Origin of the sequence: Cytobacillus firmus, assembly GCF_023657595.1 — a bacterium.
Classification (GTDB): domain Bacteria; phylum Bacillota; class Bacilli; order Bacillales; family Cytobacillaceae; genus Cytobacillus; species Cytobacillus firmus_B.
This window is the reverse complement of the sequence record NZ_CP098323.1, coordinates 3,007,857-3,027,268: the sequence shown is the minus strand read 5'-3', so window position 1 is coordinate 3,027,268 and position 19,412 is coordinate 3,007,857. Positions and strand designations below refer to the sequence as shown.

The 19,412-nt window shown below is 42.0% G+C and carries 26 protein-coding genes and 2 riboswitches; of the genes, 20 read left to right on the top strand and 6 right to left on the bottom strand.

The window, feature by feature from the left end; genetic code table 11:
* Positions 1 to 225 precede the first annotated feature (225 nt).
* Positions 226 to 304: riboswitch (ZMP/ZTP riboswitch) on the top strand.
* Positions 305 to 371: 67 nt separating this feature from the next.
* The 3 genes from NAF01_RS15290 (at position 372) to clpP (ending at position 3,046) form a co-directional block, all read left to right on the top strand.
* Complete coding sequence (locus NAF01_RS15290) at positions 372 to 1,571, top strand: phosphoglycerate dehydrogenase (RefSeq protein WP_048010753.1); 1,200 nt, start codon at positions 372 to 374, stop codon at positions 1,569 to 1,571.
* Between the two features lie 192 nt (positions 1,572 to 1,763).
* The gene (locus NAF01_RS15285) at positions 1,764 to 2,438 is read left to right on the top strand and encodes a sigma-70 family RNA polymerase sigma factor (protein ID WP_226617600.1); all 675 of its coding nucleotides are present in this window, start codon (positions 1,764 to 1,766) and stop codon (positions 2,436 to 2,438) included.
* Positions 2,439 to 2,464: 26 nt separating this feature from the next.
* The gene (clpP, locus tag NAF01_RS15280; protein WP_035329466.1) at positions 2,465 to 3,046 is read left to right on the top strand and encodes an ATP-dependent Clp endopeptidase proteolytic subunit ClpP; all 582 of its coding nucleotides are present in this window, start codon (positions 2,465 to 2,467) and stop codon (positions 3,044 to 3,046) included.
* 44 nt (positions 3,047 to 3,090) lie between these two features.
* Here clpP and NAF01_RS15275 read toward each other — a convergent pair whose 3' ends face one another.
* Entirely contained in the window at positions 3,091 to 3,750 is a 660-nt protein-coding gene (locus tag NAF01_RS15275) for a GntR family transcriptional regulator (protein ID WP_163140964.1), read from the bottom strand.
* Between the two features lie 278 nt (positions 3,751 to 4,028).
* Between NAF01_RS15275 and brnQ the strand changes: the two genes are divergently transcribed.
* Complete coding sequence (gene brnQ, locus NAF01_RS15270) at positions 4,029 to 5,381, top strand: branched-chain amino acid transport system II carrier protein (protein WP_250800749.1); 1,353 nt, start codon at positions 4,029 to 4,031, stop codon at positions 5,379 to 5,381.
* Between the two features lie 133 nt (positions 5,382 to 5,514).
* A riboswitch (purine riboswitch) is annotated at positions 5,515 to 5,618 on the top strand.
* A gap of 135 nt (positions 5,619 to 5,753) precedes the next feature.
* Positions 5,754 to 6,623, top strand: coding sequence for a 5'-methylthioadenosine/S-adenosylhomocysteine nucleosidase (locus NAF01_RS15265; protein WP_250800748.1), 870 nt, complete (start codon positions 5,754 to 5,756; stop codon positions 6,621 to 6,623).
* A gap of 624 nt (positions 6,624 to 7,247) precedes the next feature.
* Here NAF01_RS15265 and NAF01_RS15260 read toward each other — a convergent pair.
* A complete protein-coding gene (locus NAF01_RS15260) occupies positions 7,248 to 7,559 on the bottom strand; it encodes a winged helix-turn-helix transcriptional regulator (protein ID WP_048010760.1) in 312 nt (103 codons plus the stop codon).
* A gap of 160 nt (positions 7,560 to 7,719) precedes the next feature.
* On the opposite strand from NAF01_RS15260, the gene NAF01_RS15255 reads away from it, so the two are divergent.
* The 8 genes from NAF01_RS15255 (at position 7,720) to NAF01_RS15220 (ending at position 12,483) form a co-directional block, all read left to right on the top strand.
* On the top strand, positions 7,720 to 8,124 hold the full coding sequence (locus NAF01_RS15255; protein ID WP_197206233.1) for a DoxX family protein: 405 nt from the start codon (positions 7,720 to 7,722) through the stop codon (positions 8,122 to 8,124).
* A gap of 17 nt (positions 8,125 to 8,141) precedes the next feature.
* Complete coding sequence (locus NAF01_RS15250; protein WP_226617603.1) at positions 8,142 to 8,990, top strand: VOC family protein; 849 nt, start codon at positions 8,142 to 8,144, stop codon at positions 8,988 to 8,990.
* A gap of 23 nt (positions 8,991 to 9,013) precedes the next feature.
* Positions 9,014 to 9,604: an NADPH-dependent FMN reductase gene (locus tag NAF01_RS15245; RefSeq protein WP_250800747.1), complete on the top strand. Its 591-nt coding sequence runs from the start codon at positions 9,014 to 9,016 to the stop codon at positions 9,602 to 9,604.
* A gap of 113 nt (positions 9,605 to 9,717) precedes the next feature.
* Positions 9,718 to 10,446: a ZIP family metal transporter gene (locus NAF01_RS15240; RefSeq protein WP_250800746.1), complete on the top strand. Its 729-nt coding sequence runs from the start codon at positions 9,718 to 9,720 to the stop codon at positions 10,444 to 10,446.
* A 67-nt stretch (positions 10,447 to 10,513) separates the two neighbouring features.
* Positions 10,514 to 10,789, top strand: a complete 276-nt coding sequence (locus tag NAF01_RS15235; RefSeq protein WP_250800745.1) for a YrhK family protein — start codon at positions 10,514 to 10,516, stop codon at positions 10,787 to 10,789.
* A 78-nt stretch (positions 10,790 to 10,867) separates the two neighbouring features.
* Entirely contained in the window at positions 10,868 to 11,077 is a 210-nt protein-coding gene (locus NAF01_RS15230) for a DUF2187 family protein (protein ID WP_197206238.1), read from the top strand.
* 312 nt (positions 11,078 to 11,389) lie between these two features.
* Positions 11,390 to 12,115: an MOSC domain-containing protein gene (locus NAF01_RS15225; RefSeq protein ID WP_250800744.1), complete on the top strand. Its 726-nt coding sequence runs from the start codon at positions 11,390 to 11,392 to the stop codon at positions 12,113 to 12,115.
* A 41-nt stretch (positions 12,116 to 12,156) separates the two neighbouring features.
* Positions 12,157 to 12,483 (top strand): YnfA family protein, encoded by a 327-nt coding sequence (locus NAF01_RS15220; RefSeq protein WP_048010767.1) that lies wholly within the window; start codon positions 12,157 to 12,159, stop codon positions 12,481 to 12,483.
* A gap of 30 nt (positions 12,484 to 12,513) precedes the next feature.
* Here the strand turns inward: NAF01_RS15220 and NAF01_RS15215 are convergent, their stop codons facing one another.
* Positions 12,514 to 13,734 (bottom strand): MFS transporter, encoded by a 1,221-nt coding sequence (locus NAF01_RS15215; protein ID WP_250800743.1) that lies wholly within the window; start codon positions 13,732 to 13,734, stop codon positions 12,514 to 12,516.
* A gap of 154 nt (positions 13,735 to 13,888) precedes the next feature.
* On the opposite strand from NAF01_RS15215, the gene NAF01_RS15210 reads away from it, so the two are divergent.
* Together NAF01_RS15210 and NAF01_RS15205 are read left to right on the top strand one after the other, a co-directional pair.
* Complete coding sequence (locus NAF01_RS15210) at positions 13,889 to 14,629, top strand: class I SAM-dependent methyltransferase (RefSeq protein ID WP_250800742.1); 741 nt, start codon at positions 13,889 to 13,891, stop codon at positions 14,627 to 14,629.
* 16 nt (positions 14,630 to 14,645) lie between these two features.
* Positions 14,646 to 15,155 (top strand): GNAT family N-acetyltransferase, encoded by a 510-nt coding sequence (locus NAF01_RS15205; RefSeq protein ID WP_250800741.1) that lies wholly within the window; start codon positions 14,646 to 14,648, stop codon positions 15,153 to 15,155.
* Here NAF01_RS15205 and NAF01_RS15200 read toward each other — a convergent pair.
* The 3 genes from NAF01_RS15200 to NAF01_RS15190 form a co-directional block, all read right to left on the bottom strand.
* Positions 15,152 to 15,640 (bottom strand): J domain-containing protein, encoded by a 489-nt coding sequence (locus NAF01_RS15200; protein ID WP_048010768.1) that lies wholly within the window; start codon positions 15,638 to 15,640, stop codon positions 15,152 to 15,154. The two genes, NAF01_RS15205 and NAF01_RS15200, sit on opposite strands and share 4 nt — an antisense overlap.
* Before the next feature lie 169 nt (positions 15,641 to 15,809).
* Positions 15,810 to 16,052: a DUF2164 domain-containing protein gene (locus NAF01_RS15195; protein WP_048010769.1), complete on the bottom strand. Its 243-nt coding sequence runs from the start codon at positions 16,050 to 16,052 to the stop codon at positions 15,810 to 15,812.
* Between the two features lie 79 nt (positions 16,053 to 16,131).
* On the bottom strand, positions 16,132 to 16,296 hold the full coding sequence (locus NAF01_RS15190) for a hypothetical protein (protein WP_163140928.1): 165 nt from the start codon (positions 16,294 to 16,296) through the stop codon (positions 16,132 to 16,134).
* Between the two features lie 89 nt (positions 16,297 to 16,385).
* Here NAF01_RS15190 and NAF01_RS15185 point away from each other — a divergent pair, with 89 nt between their 5' ends.
* The 5 genes from NAF01_RS15185 to NAF01_RS15165 all read left to right on the top strand — a co-directional run bounded on the left by NAF01_RS15185 (position 16,386) and on the right by NAF01_RS15165 (position 19,394).
* Positions 16,386 to 17,348 carry a LacI family DNA-binding transcriptional regulator gene (locus tag NAF01_RS15185; protein ID WP_250800740.1) on the top strand — a complete coding sequence of 321 codons (963 nt, stop codon included), beginning with the start codon at positions 16,386 to 16,388 and terminating at the stop codon, positions 17,346 to 17,348.
* A gap of 586 nt (positions 17,349 to 17,934) precedes the next feature.
* On the top strand, positions 17,935 to 18,408 hold the full coding sequence (locus NAF01_RS15180; protein WP_250800739.1) for a hypothetical protein: 474 nt from the start codon (positions 17,935 to 17,937) through the stop codon (positions 18,406 to 18,408).
* The gene (locus NAF01_RS15175; RefSeq protein ID WP_250800738.1) at positions 18,405 to 18,914 is read left to right on the top strand and encodes a hypothetical protein; all 510 of its coding nucleotides are present in this window, start codon (positions 18,405 to 18,407) and stop codon (positions 18,912 to 18,914) included. Before NAF01_RS15180 ends, NAF01_RS15175 begins: the two co-directional genes overlap by 4 nt.
* A gap of 95 nt (positions 18,915 to 19,009) precedes the next feature.
* Complete coding sequence (locus tag NAF01_RS15170) at positions 19,010 to 19,201, top strand: transcription initiation factor TFIIIB (RefSeq protein WP_434964676.1); 192 nt, start codon at positions 19,010 to 19,012, stop codon at positions 19,199 to 19,201.
* Positions 19,202 to 19,208: 7 nt separating this feature from the next.
* Positions 19,209 to 19,394: a hypothetical protein gene (locus NAF01_RS15165; RefSeq protein ID WP_163140913.1), complete on the top strand. Its 186-nt coding sequence runs from the start codon at positions 19,209 to 19,211 to the stop codon at positions 19,392 to 19,394.
* The last annotated feature ends 18 nt before the right edge of the window (positions 19,395 to 19,412 follow it).

The window sequence follows — 19,412 nt, the reverse complement described above, 5'->3', positions numbered from 1 at the left end:
TGTATTAGGTTTAACATGTTTTTTCTTTTATAAACTTAATAGGAACCGAGGGTGGCGGAAAATTACGGAATGGATAAGGGATAAAAGCCTGTTCTGCAGCATAATGTACAAATTACGAAAAATATACTTTATTATTCATAGAAAAATAAATAAATTTTTTATTTTTGTAAGCGCTTTAAAGGGTTGAAGTTTTCTGAAGACTTTGATAAGATTTAAAAAACCGAAAAGGCTATGTGTAACTGGCGAGACGCGGATCACCGCGGGGGAGCACATAGTGTCGAAGCCGTTCGCCTGGGCAGAGGTAAGGGATTCTACCCTTACCTCTTTCTGTTTTAAAATCTGACAAAGTTAGTTGAAAAGGGGAGAATCCAGTGAGTACCATGACTTTAGACAAAGTGAAGACGATAAAAACACTAAATGCAATTGCGCCAAGCGGTCTTGAAGTGTTTAACAAGGATCATTTTACAATTGATAATGAAAGCGGCAATCCGGATGCAATTGTTCTTCGCAGCTTTAATATGCATTCTATGGAATTGGGCGATCGATTAAAAGCAATCGCCCGTGCAGGAGCAGGAGTGAACAATATCCCGGTGGAGAAATGCACTGAGCAGGGAATTGTCGTGTTTAATACACCTGGCGCCAATGCGAATGCCGTAAAAGAAATGGTGCTTACTTCCTTAATGGCTTCATCCCGCAATCTTTTTGCCGGCATCTCCTGGACCAAAACGCTGAAAGACGAAGGAGATCAGATCCCTAAGCTTGTAGAAGCAGGGAAGAAGCAATTTGTCGGAAAAGAAATTAAAGGCAAAACGCTGGGCGTCATCGGATTGGGGGCAATCGGGGCACTTGTGGCCAATGATGCACTGGAACTTGATATGGATGTCGTTGGCTTTGATCCATTTATTTCTGTTGACACGGCCTGGAACCTGTCCCGCAATGTACAGCGTGCTATGAGCATCGAGCAGGTGTTTGCAGAATCTGACTATATTACTGTACATGTTCCATTAACCGATGATACAAGGGAAATGTTCAATGAAGATTCTTTTGGCATGATGAAAAAGGGTGTTCACATCCTGAATTTCTCACGCGGGGAGCTTGTGAATGAAGCAGATATGGCAGCTGCCCTTGAAAATGGAAAAGTGGGCAAGTATATTACAGACTTCCCAAATGAAAATATCCTGAAAATGAAAAACGCAGTGGCGATTCCGCATCTTGGCGCGTCAACGAAGGAATCTGAGGAAAACTGTGCTGTCATGGCAGCAAGACAGGTGAAGCACTTCCTTGAAACAGGCAATGTCAAAAACTCAGTGAACTTCCCAAATGCTGCTCTTCCTTACACTGGCAAGCGGCGTGTCACTGCTTTTCATAAAAACATTCCCAATATGGTCGGACAAATCACACTTGCCATTTCAAGCTACCAGCTGAATATCGCAGACATGGTGAACCGCAGCCGCGGTGAATATGCGTACACCATGATCGACATTGATAATAAGGTGAATGGCGATGTGATCCCTGGACTGCTTGAACAGATTAATCAAATAGAAGGCATTGTTACGTCACGGATTATATAAAAATGCAGCCTCAATTCCGATGGGATTGGGGCTTTTTTTGAAAGCACACAGAACTAATCTTAAAAATAGTATAGGTGCAGTATAAAATCAGCTATCCTTAGAATAAACTGATAAAAATTTTAATCCCCCGTATCTTTTTGTTCTCTTAATGCGTTATAGAAGCAGAGATGTATTAAAGGAGTGAACAGGTTTATGAAGCATGGGAAAGTTCAGGCTGAATCAAGGAGTTCCTTAAAACAGAAGGAAAGCTGTATTGCAGATATCTATCCTTCACTGCAGAGATATAGCCGGTTTCTTGCACAGAACCGCTGGGATGGGGACGATCTAGCTCATGAAGCAATCGTCCGCGCTTATAAAAACTATTTGCCTGAGAAAATTAATCAGGCTCTTTTAAAGAAGATTGTCTATAATTGCTGGATTGACACTCTTCGAAACAGAAAGCGGGAGCAGCTGGCAGAGTCGCCTGAAGGTGAAAAGAAGAATTCCATCTCCAGTGGAGGAGAAGCAATCAGCCATCTCATTAATCGTCTAACATTAAAACAGGCAGTTATTTTTACGCTGAAGGAAGGGTTTCGATACAAAACTAAAGAAATTGCTGATATCATGCAGACTACTGAATTTGCAGTGAAGTCTGCGCTGACCCGTGCACGGAAGCAGCTTCAACACGCAGTTGAGGATAAGACTCAGGATATTTTTGCAAATGAGGAAGAAGAAAAGCTTTTTCATCTGATGCAGCAATCAGTGGCGGCTGAAGACCCGTCCATCCTAATAAAGTCCATCCCTTTCCTGCAATCCCTGGAAAGCTATTCGAAGAAGCCTGTTCTGCCCGTTTCATCTCCTTCTAATACTCTCTGTATGGCGGCATAGATCCGCAAAGAACAGGAGGGATAAAGATGACAGCCATACCATATGTCATTGAGCAGTCCAGCAAAGGAGAACGTTCCTACGATATTTACTCACGGCTTTTAAAAGACCGGATTATCATGATTGGTGAAGAAATTAATGATGTGGTTGCCAATAGTGTGATTGCCCAGCTGCTATTTCTTGCAGCGGAATCTCCTGAAAAGGATATCTCTCTTTATATTAATAGTCCGGGCGGTTCGACAACCGCAGGGTTTGCCATCTTTGACACGATTCAATATATAAAGCCTGATGTGAGAACGATTTGCACTGGAATGGCTGCGTCATTTGGGGCGATGCTTCTGCTGGCAGGGAAAAAAGGAAAACGCTACAGTTTGCCGAATAGTGAAATCATGATTCATCAGCCGCTTGGCGGAGCGAGGGGGCAGGCGACCGAAATCGAAATTTCGGCGAAACGGATATTAAAACTGAGGGAGCACATCAATGGAATTATTGCAGAAAGAACTGGCCAGCCTGCAGAAAAAGTGGCGCGGGATACGGACCGTGATTATTTCATGACTGCCGAAGAAGCAAAGGAATACGGGATTATTGATGAAATTATCTATAAAAGCTAGGTAAAAAGAAAAAGCAGCCGATGGTGGCTGCTTTTTCCGTTTGATCATTTTTCTCCGGTGTAATATTCGTCAATTGCCCGAAGCCAATTAACACGTGCGATATTTCCGGCCTTTTCTCTGTCTTTTTGTTCAAAAGCTTTTAATATATCTTCATGTTCTTCAATAGAACGTTCTTTTAAAATAATAGTTTTATTATAGTATAACCGCATGACATGAGCCTGCAGCATGGAAGCTGTATTCGAAATATAAGGATTCTGAGCAAGATCGATAATGATATTATGAAACTTTTCATCCTGCTTCAAAGCTGAGAAGGTATCTCCCGCATTTAGAGCTTTGGCGAATTTATGATTGATGTCCCTGAGAATATTGATTGTCTCCTGGCTGATAACAGGAGCGGCTAGTTCAGCAGCAAGCGCCTGAAGGACGCCCAAAGGAGGCAGAATCTTGCTGATATCTTCCGGGTTAACTGAAGTGACTTGAGTTCCGACACCCGGGAACATTTCGACAAATCCCTGAACATTCAGCAGCTGAAGCGCTTCCCTGATAGGGGTGCGGCTGACTCCTAACGCTTTGGCAAGATCAGCATCGTTTAATTTTTCCTTCGGCTGAAGTGTCCCGTCAATAATCCACTCCTGGATTTGGGAGAAGGCGCGATCTTTAGCGGATACACGAGTAGGTGATGAATAATTAGAGGGTATTGGCATAGCTGTGACCACCTTTTCATTTCTAGCAATTTTCCTGCGGATTTATAGTTATTTCCAATAGATTATAAATTTAGTATATAGAAGTATCCTAAAAAATTCAATATATCGCATGATTCGACAAAAAGATTTATGCGATATATTGCATAAGTATTTTGAATATGTTATCTTGAGTTATGCGATATATTACTAGAGTGCAAAAATAATAATATTAGCGCGCTATAATATCAGAAAATTTAAATTTGTTAAATTTATAGCCTTGTTAATAGGAGGAAATAACCATGACGAACAAAGTACCATTCTCATTTACAGTGACAGTTGGTTTTATGCTCTTTGCCTTATTTTTTGGGGCAGGAAACTTAATTTTCCCTGCAATGCTGGGCCAATCGGCAGGAACGAATATATGGTCAGCAAACGCAGGCTTCATTATAACGGGTGTGGGTTTGCCATTGCTTGGCATCCTGGCTTTGGGCTTCTCGGGGAAAAGTGACTTGCAATCGCTGGCAAGCCGTGTCAATCCATTATTCGGACTGGCTTTTACAGTAGCCCTGTACTTATCAATTGGACCACTTTTTGCGATTCCGAGAACAGCTACCGTTTCATACGAAATCGGCATTAAGCCTTATCTGTCAGAAGGAAGCGGTTTAGTCGGCTTAATTATATTTTCAATTATTTTCTTTGGAATTACAGCATTTTTCTCTTTGAATTCATCAAAAATTGTTGATATCGTAGGAAAATATTTAACACCTATTCTTCTAATTGTTATTGCTGTTTTGATCGGTGCGGCATTCTTTAATCCAATGGGTGCATTCCAGGCTCCGACTGAAGCCTATGTGAACGGTGCATTCTTTAAAGGGTTCCAGGAAGGCTATCTGACAATGGACGCATTGGCAGCATTTGTATTCGGGATTATTGTCGTAAATGCTGTAAAGGAAAAAGGCGCTGCAACCAAGAAGGAGATCATGGTATCTATTGCCAAAGCAGGAGTAATTGCTTCCGGTTTATTAGCAGTCATTTATACATCCCTTTCCTTTATTGGAGCGTCAAGTGTCAGCGGTCTGGGAGCATTGGATAACGGCGGTGCTGTTCTATCAGGTACGTCTGCGCATTACTTTGGCTCATTTGGTACACTGCTTCTAAGTGTAATTGTGTTTGGCGCTTGTCTGACTACCAGCATCGGTCTGATCACAGCGTGCTCTTCATACTTCAATAAACTGATGCCAAAAGTTTCTTACAAAATGTTCGTAGTGGTTTTATCTATATTCAGCGCCGTTTTTGCCAACTTTGGTTTAAGCCAGCTGATCACCATTTCTGTACCTGTATTGGTGGGAATCTATCCATTGGCGATTGCACTGATGGCTCTTACATTCCTTCATCCGATTTTTAAAGGCAGGAAAGAAGTTTATCAGGGAAGCATGCTTTTCACATTTGTGGTAAGTTTGTTTGATGGCTTGAATGCAGCAGGTATTACATTCGCGCCAATCAATGACCTATTTAGTGCAATCCTTCCTTTATATGATGTTGGCTTAGGCTGGATTGTCCCGTCCTTGGCAGGCGGTCTGATCGGTCTTGCGATTGCAGTAATAAAGGGCAGCAGCCAGTCAAATTCTTCAGAAGTGAAGAAAGCGGCATAATGTGTGCAACCTCCAGTTTTCTGCTGGAGGTTTTTTTGTGAATTTTGTAATTACGAATATTAATTAGTAATTATGAACTAAATGTTCGTTTTTCAGTTGAATTTATAAGGGTTATTTGTTATATTGGCAAAGTAAACTTATAAAAAACATCACTCGTATATGCTCGGTAATATGGTCTGAGCGTTTCTACCTGGTTCCCAATGAAAGAACCGGACTACGGGTTAAAGTATTAAAAAAGCTGTATTCTTTTTTGGCAGCTGCTTTAACTCTATGGTCTGGAAGGTAGAATTCATTCTGCTTTTTTAGGCCTTTTTTATTTTCTATTACCGGCACTACGGTGCATCAGACACCAGGAGAAGGGGAGAACGTAAAATGAAAAAGAAATTAGCATCAATCGCTGCCATCGCAGTCATGTCTGTATCCGTGCTTACAGGGTGCACTTCAGCACCAAAATTTGAAACAGAAGCAGAAGGGGCACAAAAGCCAATTCTTATTCAAGGACCTATGCCGATCGAGGCAGAAAAATTTGCCCAGCGATTAGACAAGGTTAAGGTTGAAAAATCAGGGAATTTTGTTTTCTATAAAGGAAAATTGGACAAGTATCCAGTCATCGTTGCCAAGACAGGAAAGGGTATGGAAAATACAGCTGCAGCTACCGCGATTGCCATTGAAAAATATGATCCAGCTGCCATCATCAATCAGGGAACATCCGGCGGCCATGATCCGAGCTTGAATGTGTATGATATTGTATTAGGCGAAAGAACAGTCAATATCGGATCACTGAAAACGGGGCATTTAGAAGAAGGAGAAGGAATCGAACCAACCAATTGGATTCCAATGGACCTCATGGCTTCTGAAGGAAGTGCGGGGGAAGACCCTGATGCAGAAAAGATTCGCTACTTTGAAGGTGATGAAAATCTGCTGGCCGCTGCCAATGCCGTAAAAGATAAGTACACCAAGGGCAAGGTAGTTGAAGGAACGATAGGTTCAGCAGACTTATGGAATAATGAAGTGGACCGCATTAACTGGTTCCATGAAAACTATGAAACATCGGTGGAAGAAATGGAAGGTGCTGCAGCAGCGCAGATTGCCGGAGCATATGGTGTTCCATTCCTGGGAATTCGCGTCCTTTCCAATAACAAGACAAACGGGGGCAAGTACGATCCCAACACCGCGGCAGCAAATCAGGATTATGTGTATGAAGTTGTAAAGCAGTATATTAAAGAGATAAGTGGTAAATAGTTTGAAGTGTGAAGCTGTTTGGATAATGAAATCAGCGTTGGAACCTGGTTTCGGTTTCGGACAGGCAGAGTGAGGTTTGAGTCCATCTTCGGACACAGAAGGCGGGAATCCGGGGATTTGAGTCAGAACTTGGTCCATCTTCGGACACAGAAGGCGAGAATCCGGAAGTTAGAGTCAGAACCTGGTCCATCTTCGGACACAGAAGGCGAGAATCCGGGGATTTGAGTCAGAACTTGGTCTATCTTCGGACACAAAAGGCGGGAATCCGGAAGTTAGAGTCAGAACCTGGTCCATCTTCGGACACAGAAGGCGGGAATCCGGGAGTTAGAGTCAGAACTTGGTCTATCTTCGGACACAGAAGGCGAGAATCCGGGAGTTAGAGTCAGAACTTGGTCCATCTTCGGACACAGAAGGCGAGAATCCGGGGATTTGAGTCAGGCTTGGTCTATCTTCGGACACAAAAGGCGAAAATCAGGGAGTTAGAGTCAGAACTTGGTCTATCTTCGGACACAAAAGACGAGAAACCGGGATTCTGAGTCCAAACCCAGGCACCGACCCAATCAAAACCCGTCACCAAAATGATAACGCAAAAAAAGAGTCTTCCCCAAGCGGGAAGACTCTTTTTTATGCTTCTAACCAGGTCTGTGACCATTTTTCTATTTCTTTCATTAACGGCTCCATGGCAAGGCCTTTTTCTGTTAGGGAATATTCAATTCTTACAGGAGTTTCAGGGAAGACATTGCGTTTTACGACTCCCTCATTTTCCAAGTCCTTTAGCCGGTCTGAAAGAACTTTGCCGCTAATCCCGATAGATGATTCGATACTGCAGAACCGCTGTGGCCCGTTAAGTAATTGATAGATGATCAATCCGGTCCAGCGCTGGCTCAATATGCCAATGGCTTTTTCAAATCTAGGACAAATTAGTGATTTCTCCATCCGTATCACTCCTTGTTTATTATTATAATCATAAACCAAAAATAATTAAATAACTATTAATAAAATAATTACTTGACGACACTTAATTTAAATTATATACTAACTTACATAAAGTAAGTAACTAACAAAAAACAAACTTACTATCCAAGGAGGAAAAAACATGAACAAAAACGAATTAGGAAATTTCATTCTGCGTGCAATTTTAGGATTTATTTTCTTTATTCATGGTTTATCAAAATTTCAGGGAGGCATCAGCAATACAGCTGGTTTCTTCGATAGTATAGGTATTCCAGGTTTTATGGCTTATATCGTTGCCGTTATTGAGCTGGCAGGAGGAATAGCGCTTATTCTGGGAATTGGGACAAAAATTGTTTCTGTATTATTTGCTGTCATCATGCTAGGTGCTATCTTTACTGCTAAGCTGCCTCTAGGTCTGTTGGGGAACGGTCAAATGGCGGGATATGAATTAGATTTAATCCTGCTTGCTGCATCAATCTATTTTGTATTAGCCAAGGAATCACCACTGTCTCTTGAGAGCAAAATAACACAATCAAAGGCAAACTAATGGGAGGAGAATTTCATATGAACTTTCATCAAAAACCTATAACCTTTGTTGCTCAGGTCAATATAAAAGTTCAGGATCTGGAACGGTCTCTGTCTTTCTATAAAGAAGTAATCGGATTTAAGGTATTAACCAAAACTGAAAAAACTGCCCAGCTGACCGCTGATGGCAAAACCGCATTACTGACCATCGAACAGCCGGAAAATGTTGAACCCGCAATCGGAAGAACAACTGGTTTATATCATTTCGCTCTGCTGCTTCCAAAACGCTCCGATTTGGCTAAAATAGTGCGTCATTTCGTCGAGATCGGGCTGCAATTTGGATCATCCGACCATCTTGTCAGTGAAGCACTTTACTTATCTGATCCAGATGGCAATGGAATAGAAATTTACATTGACCGCAGTCCTTCCGATTGGACTTGGAAAAATGGGGAAGTTATGATGACCGTCGATCCGCTGGATTTTCCTGACCTGCTCTCCATTGGTCAGCAGCAGTCCTGGAAGGGCTTGCCCGCCGGTACAGTCATGGGGCATATTCATTTACATGTGGCTGAACTGGCGAATACCGAAAAATTTTACACAGAGGGACTGGGGTTTGAAGCGGTCTGCCGATATGGAACACAGGCATTATTCATTTCAAGCGGAAAATACCACCATCATATTGGTTTGAATACATGGAATGGAGTAGGAGCTCCGCAGCCTTCAGAGAATAGTGCCGGACTTCAATCCTTCAAGCTCATTTTTGAAAATGAAGCGGCTATCGACCAGGCAGTAGAAAATTTGAAAAAGCTTGGCGCGGCTGCAGCAGTTGAAAATAATCAGGTAATTACGGAAGACCCTTCAGGGAATCGAATTATTTTAGGAGTATAAATTATCATCAGGTGGTGTGAGTGATGGGTTTTTTTAATCAATTATTTGGGAGAAAATCTAAGGAGGAACAAAAAATGAGCGAGAAATTAAATATTGGAATTATCTTAGGAAGCACACGTCAGGGGAGAGTTAGCCCTCAGGTCGGTTCATGGGTAAAAGAGATTGCCGATAAACGCGGTGATGCCGAATATGAGATTATAGATATCGCTGATTTCAAGTTGCCATTCTTAGGTGAAGCGGATTCGCCAGGAATTGCTGCATGGAATGAGAAGCTTAGTAGCCTGGATGGATTCATTTTCATTGTCCAGGAATATAACCACAGTATTACAGGCGCATTAAAAAATGCACTTGATCTGGCCCGTGAACCGTGGAACAATAAAGCTGCAGGAATTGTAAGCTATGGGTCAACCGGCGGTGCGAGAGCTGCTGAACATCTGCGCGGGATCATGGGTGAATTAATGATCGCTGATGTGCGCGTGCATCCAACATTGTCTTTATTTACTGATTTTGAAAATGGTACAGTATTTAAACCTCAAGATCTTCATCTCGATAATGTGAACGCAATGATTGACCAGGTGATATCCTGGAGTGGTGCATTAAAAAACATTAGATAGAGCAAAAGCAGAACCTTCGAGGTTCTGCTTTTTTAATCTTATTCTGAATAGTGGTTTTTAGGGCGGGCAAAAAGGAAATAATTAAACAATACAACGAGAAGGGAGTGGTCCTGGTGTGGAATGCTGCATTTTGGGGCGCAGTTTCAGGGTCAGCGGTCCTGCTAGGGGCATTGGCAGCCATGTTTCTGCCCATCCGGAAGAAATTAATCGGGTACATTATGGCATTCGGTACAGGTGTCCTGATTGGTGCAGCCTCATTTGAGCTTCTTGGGGAGTCTGTCCATAACCGCGGGTTATTGCCTACCGGCATTGGATTTATGGCAGGGGCTGTTACCTTTACCCTCTTCGATATAATGATTTCCAAAAAAGGGGCACAGCACAGGAAAAGGTCCGGCCATAAAGCAGCAGCCAGCAGCGGAATTGTGCTTTTCGCGGGAACCATTATGGATGCCATACCAGAATCGATCATGATCGGAACAAGCCTGCTTGAAGCAGATTCGGTCAGCTTTCTTTTAGTCACCGCCATTTTTATCAGCAACTTTCCTGAGGGGCTTTCAAGTACTTCAGGTATGAAAAAAAGCGGTTACTCAAAAAAGAAAATCATTCTCCTTTGGAGTTCGGTATTTGTCATTTCGGGAATGGCATCAATGGCTGGGTACATATTTTTGGATGGAGCTTCAGAAGAGGTGCTGTCAGGGATTGCCGGATTTGCCGGAGGTGCGATTATTGCCATGGTTGCATCCACGATGATGCCTGAAGCCTTTGAGGACAGCGGTCCGGTGACCGGATTTATTGCAGCGATCGGCTTGCTGGCTTCATTGGTCCTGGATTATTTTTCTTAACATCTTTTCGAAAAATCATGAATGTTTGGCACCTCATGTGGAAAAGGCAAAGCAGGGGGTGTTATTCATGAAGATAAAAAATATTGTTAGGAAACAGCAGGAAGATGTGCATATTGAGATCGGCAGCTACAAAATGGTCATTGAAAAGCGATATCAGGCTGTTTCATTTGTAAATGACATGCTCCTCGGTGTTCTTTATTTAATCGGAAGTATACTATTTTTGACAGATGTCAGCCAGACGGTTTCCATCTCGTTTTTCCTTGCTGGAAGTATCATGATGATCATCCGTGCAGGCTTAAATTTATTGAAGGATCTTCATATTAATAAAATATCACGAAAATAAAACGGGTTTTGCAGAACGCCAAAACGGCAATACTAGCGACATAGTTAAAAATATATTTATTTTTAAAGGAGAATCGAGATGGCTGAAGAAACAGATAAGGTAAGCAGTGGAAAGAAAGCGGATGTTGGCGATATGATTAGCATCATAAGCGGATCTGAAAAAGGGAAAAAAGGCAGAGTAGTCGTGGTCAGGGATAACTCAGTCATTGTAGAGCTTGGGGTCAATCCGAAAAAGGATGAGCCCATTAAAACGGTGATCAGCCATAAACGCTACAAAGTCGTTAAATAATGGGGAGGTGCAGGAATGAAACCTGAATCAAAACGGACCTCTGTCTCCATACCTCCAGATGTCCGGGAAAAAATTATTAGGTTGGACAGGGATGAAAAAGCCAAGCGGCAAACAAAACGGCCGCAGTAATAGGATTTCCATGATAGACGAAAATGCTGTCATGGATTTTTTACTTTTTAGGAATTATAAAATCGCGATAGGTTTATAACTTTGTGGATGAATTTATCTACGTCTAGCTTCAGCGCCTACCCCCTCGAGGTGTCGGGGGTGAGCAAGGCGCTTGCGCTTTTGTTCTTGAATGGGGGAGTGAAAATGCTGATTGGACATATAAGGGAGATTGTCCGTTATCCGGTGAAAAGCTTTCATGGGGAAAGCGTGAATAAAACGAATGTAATGAATTATGGACTGTATGGGGATCGCAGTCATGCCTATCTGGATGAGTCCAGGCCAGGTAAATACTTGACGATTACTCAATTTCCGGAAATGGTGCGGTATAAAGCTGAGTTTATGGGTGAGGAAAATAAGGACAAATATCCGCCTGTTAGAATTACAGCTCCGGACGGAAAACAGGTCCCCTGGGATGATGAACAATTGATTAAAGAAATAGAAGAACATTCTTCCGCAAAAATTAATCCGGTGCAGTACAGTCCTATACATGTTCCAGAAGGGGCAATTGAAGAAGAGAATATTTTAGTGATAACAAATACTTCCCTAAAGAAAATGAAAGAGCTATGGGGAAAAGAGAAGCTGGACTTCCAGCGGTTTCGTCCGAATCTTATGATTTCCCTAGTGAAAAATGAACCCTTTATGGAGGAACAGTGGTTTGGGAAGACGATGAAGATAGGAAATGTGGAGCTGAAAGTTAAGCGGCATTGTGAACGATGCATGATTATTACAGTAGATCCTGAAAGCGGGGAAAGGGATCCAAGCCTCCATAAAAAGGTGATCAGTAAAAGGAATAATCACTTCGGTGTGTATTGCTCTGTCCTGAAAACAGGTGAGATCGCATCAGGGGATAAGGTTTACCTTTTTGAGTGAGAACATGTAAACTAGAAACAAATGTTTCCGGGAGTGAAAAGATGTTTCAGGCTATTATTTTATTTATACTGGCCGGTTTAGCCGAAATTGGCGGAGGGTATTTAATCTGGCAATGGATACGCGAAGGAAAGCCTCTTTCATGGGGAATCGCGGGCGGATTGATTCTGGCATTATACGGTGTTATTGCAGCATTCCAGGCCTTCCCGTCTTTTGGAAGAGTGTATGCTGCATATGGAGGTGTGTTTATCATTCTGTCCATTTTATGGGGATGGGGCATAGATAAAAAAACACCTGATTTTTATGATTGGCTTGGTGCAGGGATTTGCCTAATAGGGGCATCTGTCATCCTGTTTGCACCTCGTCAATAAAATGAGCCCAGTTCATGAACTGGGCTATTTTTAAGCACTTTGACTCAATCTCTTCCCCTTTTTCTGCATCCCTGCAGCAAAAATGAGGACGAAAATACTTGCGGAAATTAAGGTCCCATGAAAAACCCAGACCATTTTAGCCAACGATAAAACTTCAAGTAAAAGCGGCGCGGCAACAAACCCTAGGGCAAAACCCAATGATTTTAAAAGCATGCCGACTCCAAAAATCCTGCCTCTGATGTGGTTGTCTGTCTTTTGCAGGATGGTGGTATGCAGAGTCGTGAAGCACGCATCAAAAATACCGGTTAAAAAGGCAAACGGCAGAATGACAGCTAAGACCGTATTGGACAGGAAGATGATAAATCCTGCGGACATTAGCATGGCTGCTGTGAAGCAGGCAAAATAAAGGCGGTTCCCCTGAAGGCTTTTCAATCTTGGCAGGATGATAGTTGCCAGTACGGAACCGATCCCCCATACCCCCCATATTATGCCGTAATAGAAGCTTTGTTTGCTGCTGTCGATCTCTTCTGCCAGCAGCGGAATCCCTAAATTATGCGAAGCTCCTGCAAATGCCCCGATAAGAAAGACAATATTGACAAGCAGCAGCATTGGTTTAAGTAAGATAAATGAATAAACTTCCTTCAAATCCCGGCCCATCCCGGCCAGCTTTTCCTTAAAGCCGCTGCTGATTCCTTCTTTCAAGGCCGGTTCAGATGTTTGCCACTTCATTTTTACCAAAACCAGTGCCGAAATAACGTAGGTGGCGGCATCAAGGATTAAAGTGACCTCATAGCCAAGGAAATCAGTGATGACTCCAGCCCCGATAAAGCCAAACACCAGGCTGACAGACGTTAGCCTGGAAATTAAAGCATTTGTCTCCAGCACTTTATCCTGCCCAAAAATCTGTGGAATTTCTGCGCTGTAGCTTACCGCAAAAAAGCTAGACGTCAAACCAATAAAGAAGCAGACAATGAGAATCATGATGGGGTTGGGAAACGGAATTAAGCATAGAATGATAACGGCCCGGAAAACATCCGTCCAAATCATTATTTTCCGCCGGTCATATCGGTCGGCGAGAATCCCTGAGAAAAGGCTGGATAAAACGCCCCCAAGTGTCCTGAAGGCCATTGTGGCAGCAAGCCAGGCAGAGCTTCCGGTGGCCACATACATGAGCACATTAATGGCAATCAAGTCCATGAACGTGCCCAGATCAGAAAAGGCTTTTACATACAGAAAAATTTTGCGGTTCATGTGTGTCTCCCTGGTTTTCAAAAATGGTTTCTGTTTTATTTTAAAGATTTTGAATTTAATTCGCAATACGAAATTTCAGATTTATGCTAAAAAGGATATTCTCATAGTGATGTTGAATAAGTGTGACATAGAAAGCGAAAGCAGGGGGATATGGATGATTGCCTATTACGGTGAACTTTGCGCAAAAATGTATGAAAGTGATAAATCAATGGCTGAAGGTGCAGAATTGAGTTTCTACCTGTCATATATAAAAGACCGTGAAATGAAAGTATTGGAGCCGATGTGCGGCAATGGCCGAATGCTCATTCCTTTCATGCAGAATGGAATTGAGGTCGATGGCTTTGATATCTCAGAAGACATGCTGAAGGTGTGCAGGGAAAAAGCTGTTGCATTAAACTTAAAGCCCGCTATATTTCTAGAGAAAATAGAAGAATTTAAAAGTGAAAAACAATATGATTTAATTATGATTCCTTATGGTTCTTTTTCGCTTTTGCCTGATTCCCTGGTACATAAAAGTCTTAAGAATCTTAAGAATGCCCTCAATGAAAAAGGAAAAATGTTACTCACTATTGTGGAAAAAGACCATGAGATAGAAGAGGTTTCCGAATGGGCGGAAACGAACAGGAAAGAGTTTGGCGGACAGTCCATTATAGAATACAGAAAAATAGCATATGAGGAAGAAACGAAAATCCTTCAGATCAAGCTGAAGTATGAAGCCATTCGAAAGGGGATCACGGAAAAAACAGAGATGATGGACTTTCCTATACGGCTCTATGAACCGGGTGAATTCGAGAAAGTGCTCAAAAGCAGCGGATTTAATAAAATCGCAGTTCATGAAGTTAGAGATGGATATGTAGATGGACAATCTTTTCCGGTTTATGAATGTGCGAAATAATGGAAGGGGGATAAGAGTGACCAGTACTGTCTTAAAAACAGACAGATTGATTTTAAGAAAAATGAAAAGAACTGATCTGCCTTTTTTGATGGAAATCTTTTCAGACCCGGTGGCCATGAGATTTTATCGCTCCACAAAAACAAAAGAGCAGGCTGAAGATTGGATCAGCTGGACGCTGCGTAATTATCGGACATATGGGGTCGGCCTTTGGATTGCGGAAGAGAAAGCTTCAGGCAGGTTTTTGGGGCAGTGCGGGATTACCCCGCAGGATACAGGCGCAGTTACTGAAATGGAAATCGGCTACTTGTTTGCCAGGCGTGAATGGGGAAAAGGCTATGCCACGGAAGCGGCACTAGCCTGTAAAGAGTATGGGTTCACCAGCTTAAACTACAGGAAGCTGGTTTCCATTATTAACGTCCATAATCTTGCATCTATCCGTGTTGCAGAGAAAGCGGGCATGAAAAAGGAAAAAACCTTCCATAAAGCGGGAAATAAGATGTATGTATACTCGATTTCCAATGGTTAAAAGATGTTTTTATAATGTTCATTAAACACCTTGAAAAGTCTTTCATCTCCACCGCGGTCTGGATGGAGGGCTTTTAATAGCTTTTTGAATTCTTTTCTGACTATTTGCAGATCCTCATCAGGCTTCAGGTCCAAAAGCTTTGCCGGCTTAATTTCTTCATCAACAATCAGTTTTTGTGCCTGAATCATTTTCTTCAAGGATTTCACCTTTGATTCCTCTATTTGGACACGGGTATTCAGGATTTCGATTTGCCCTTTCAGGTCTTTAACCTGAAGCAGGACTCCTTCGAGCTTTTGGCGATACAGCACTTCTTTTTCCTGAATGATGAAATCAGCGAGATCCTTCATCTTTATGGAGTAGCTGACTTGCCTCCTCGCGCTTCGTTCCGCTTTTATTTTTCCTTCTTCAATCCAGCGCTCAACGTCTTCACTATTCGCCTTTATTCCAGATTTATGCAATTGCCCTACAGCATCAGTAATGTTCATTTTTCTTGCTCGCTCTCTATAAAATCTATACAGCAGTCAAAATAATCATATCACTGATCACTTTCAGAAAAATGACAGGAGGATAACATAGTATTAAAGTTTATTTACATGATTGTTTCTGCTAAATGAAATAGAATCACCCATGAATAGGTGATTCCTTTGCTGAAATCTACTTTATGGGACGCTCGAGCGTCAGGATTTCATCCTCCATTGAAGCATATTGCTGTTCCACCACATGCTTTACATCAGCGATTGCTGCATTGTAGAAATGCGGGGCCAAAGACTCCTTAACAAAATCCAATACTCTTTCCGCAGAGAACTCAGATAGATCTTCATCTCTCTCCTCGGAAAAGAAAATCTGGATGTCCTCTATCATCTTTTGCTGCTGCTCTTTTGTTATTTTAATAAACATAGCATGTCTTCCTTTCGGGTTGGGATACATGCTACTATACACGGAAATTTTAAAAAATGGGAGGGTGGTATTTTGCCGGTTATGCGTCATCCCCGTAGACATCAAATAAAGAGCTGTAGTAATCTTTTGCATAAGTGTTCTTGTTTGCTTTCTTTTTCGGATAGAGAGAAATAGGAATAGATGACAGGGCAAGAATAGAACTGCATAATAAAACCAGATAGAATATTCCAGATAGAATGAACATGAAGGAAACCTCCTTTAGTTGTTAAGAAAAGCTTAATTTATGAAACGCATTTCATAGCAAGAAAAAACGTGAAAAAAACAGGTGGGTTTATGGCAAATATTAAAGATATCGCTAAAAGAGCGGGAGTGTCAGTAACAACCGTTTCGAGGGTGCTCAATAATCATCCCTATGTGAGGGAGGATAAGAGGGAAGCGGTACTGCAGGCGATGGAGGAATTTAATTATCAGCGGAATATCAATGCTGTTCATTTGAGCAAAGGGGAGACCCTTCTTATTGGAGTGGTTGTTCCTTTTACCAATCATCCTTATTTCGGTCTGCTGGTAGAAGGGATTGCCAATGAAGCCATGAAAAACAACTATAAACTAGTTCTTTTTCAGACGAATTACGAGGAAGAGAGGGAAATTGAGGCTCTGAAAATGCTGCAGCATAAGCAAATTGATTCCTTAATCATTTGTTCAAGAATCTGCGGCTGGGAGGTCATCAGCCAGTTTACCGAGTATGGCCCCATCGTCCTTTGTGAGGATGCAAGGAATCAGGATGTGTCCTCAACCTTTATCGATCATTATAAGACATTCACTAATGCTTTAGAGTATTTACATAATAAAGGCCATCAGAAAATAGGATATTGCATAGGAAGAAGGTCCGGCGCCAACAGCAGGCAGCGCGGAAAAGCCTACGAAGATTTTGTAAGGCGGATTGGGGAGTCTTATAATGAAGACTATATCTTTTATGAGTGTCTGAATTTTGAGCATGGCGAGGAAGTGGTCCAGCGGTTATTGAACATGGATAATCCCCCAAGTGCACTGCTGGTAACAAGTGATTTTGCTGCTGCCGGAATCGTCACATCCTGCAGGGAAAAAGGGATTCGCATTCCCGGGGATCTCGCGATTATGGGGTTTGATAACCAGCCGATAGCCAAAATCATGCACATCACCACACTTGAAATCCCTCTGGTGGAAATGGGAAAAAAGCTGATGCTTCAAGCGATAGATAGTGAAAGCCGTACTCATGTGGAAATATCGGTGAAGCTGATTGAGCGGCAGACTGTTTAGGATGGCGGGGGTCAGTTGGGGTCGGGCGTGGAGTAAGGAGCAGCTTTGGATAAATAAAGACTTAAACCAGAAATCTGAGTCAGAACCCGGAGCAACTTCGGACAGAGAAAGTAGAAAACGGAGTGTCTGAGTCGGAACCCGCCCCAACTTAGGACAGAGAACGCCGGAAACCAGGGATTTGAGTCAGAAGCTGGAGTAACTTCGGACACAGGAAGCAGAAATCGCAGGATCTGAGTCAGAACCCGGAGCAACTTCGGACACAGGAAGCAGAAAACGGAGTGTCTGAGTCAGAACCTGACCCAACTTCGGACACAGAAAGCAGAAAACGGAGTGTCTGAGTCAGAACCCGGCCCAACTTCGGACACAGAAAGCAGAAAACGGAGTGTCTGAGTCAGAACCTGACCTAACTTCGGACACAGAAAGCAGAAAACGGAGTGTCTGAGTCAGAACCTGACCCAACTTCGGACACAGAAAGCAAAAATCACAGTATTTGAGTCAGAACCCCGACTAAACAGCTAAAGGGTGGCACGGCAGAATAATTATCCCTCCCCCGCAAATACTAACAAAAAAATGGGGCTGATGTTACATGGGGTTTGTACTTTTGGTTTTTCTTGCCTGGCTGGTGCTTGTACTGTTTACTACTATGAATAAGAAGCTGACTTTTATTGAAAATACCTTTGTGTATCTGTCGGCGATGGTCATTAATATTAATTATACGTGGATTGTTTATGAAGAGCTGAATATGGCGGATATTTCCCAGCAGATCTTAAACAATTCCGCCTTTTTAATACATAGAAGCATAACGCTTCCAATCACATTAGCAATCACATTAAATTTAGTAAGGACAGGTGATTCGCTGGCTTCAAAGTTTATTATAATGACGGTTTCCGTTGCATTCCTTGTTTCTGCTGTAATGATTGCCGGGTATTTTGGAATTGTGGATTATAAAGAATGGAATATAGGCTATGAAATCATCTATCTACTCCTCCTGCATTTAGTGGTTCAATTCTTACTTAAGTATTTTGGACAGCTTAAGACAAGAGGGGTGAATGAAGCATGAAAATGTGGAAGGAATTTGGCAACAACGAGCTTTATCTTTTGCTCATGGTTGCTGCTGCCTATTTTGTATATTTTCTTCTAATAAGAAGGCCGGACAGGCTGGCGAAGCAGGTCAGAGTGCTGAGTTTGCTGTGGGGCATAGCCGTTGGGATCCTTTATGATTTCACAATAGGCGGAGGCAGAACAGATTTTTATAAGGTTAATGATCTAAACAATTATGAAGTCACAGATATTTTATACTATATATTATTTGCCCCATTTGGCTACTTCTTTTTTTACCTTTATGAAAAACTGAACATCGGCAAAAAAACGTTCATTATGTATGTATTGGTATGGGCATTTTTTGGTGTTTATTTTCAATGGGTTTTAACAGCTGCAGATATAATAACCCTGCAAAAAGGGTATAAGCTCATGCATTCTTTCCCAATCTTTTTGCTGACTCAGACACTGACAGGAGTTTATATTCAGGTGCTCAAATCAAAGGAATCACTTACAGCAGCTGAATAGTACCGGATCTGTATGGCCGCAATTACTGTTTTCGTGAAACTTTTTCATGCTTCTGAACGTATGACTTACTAATAGAAGCGGAAAGGAGAATGAATATGAAAGCAGAAAATTGTCCAAAGTGCGGATCAAATGAGCTGGGGAAAGGGAAGCATTCGGGATATGGGGTCATGTTTCCTGTGTATAAGATGAGTCTCGGTTCTGATATTGAATATGTTATTTGCACTAGCTGCGGTTTTATCATTGAAGGGTATGTGAAGAAGCCGGAGAAGTTTAAAAATAGAATGTAGGAGCATCATGAAAAAATATAAGTTAAAGAATCATTTTAAAGGTTTAAAAAAGGGTACGCACTTTTACTTGATTGCGGAATCTGAATTTATTGGCATTAAAGAATATGTACTGCGGACAAAAGATTTATCGTATCGGATCTCCATTAATGAGGCCGAGCTGAAGAGGAATTTTATTTTCATACCCAAAGAGTAAAAAGAATGCTCAGAGCAT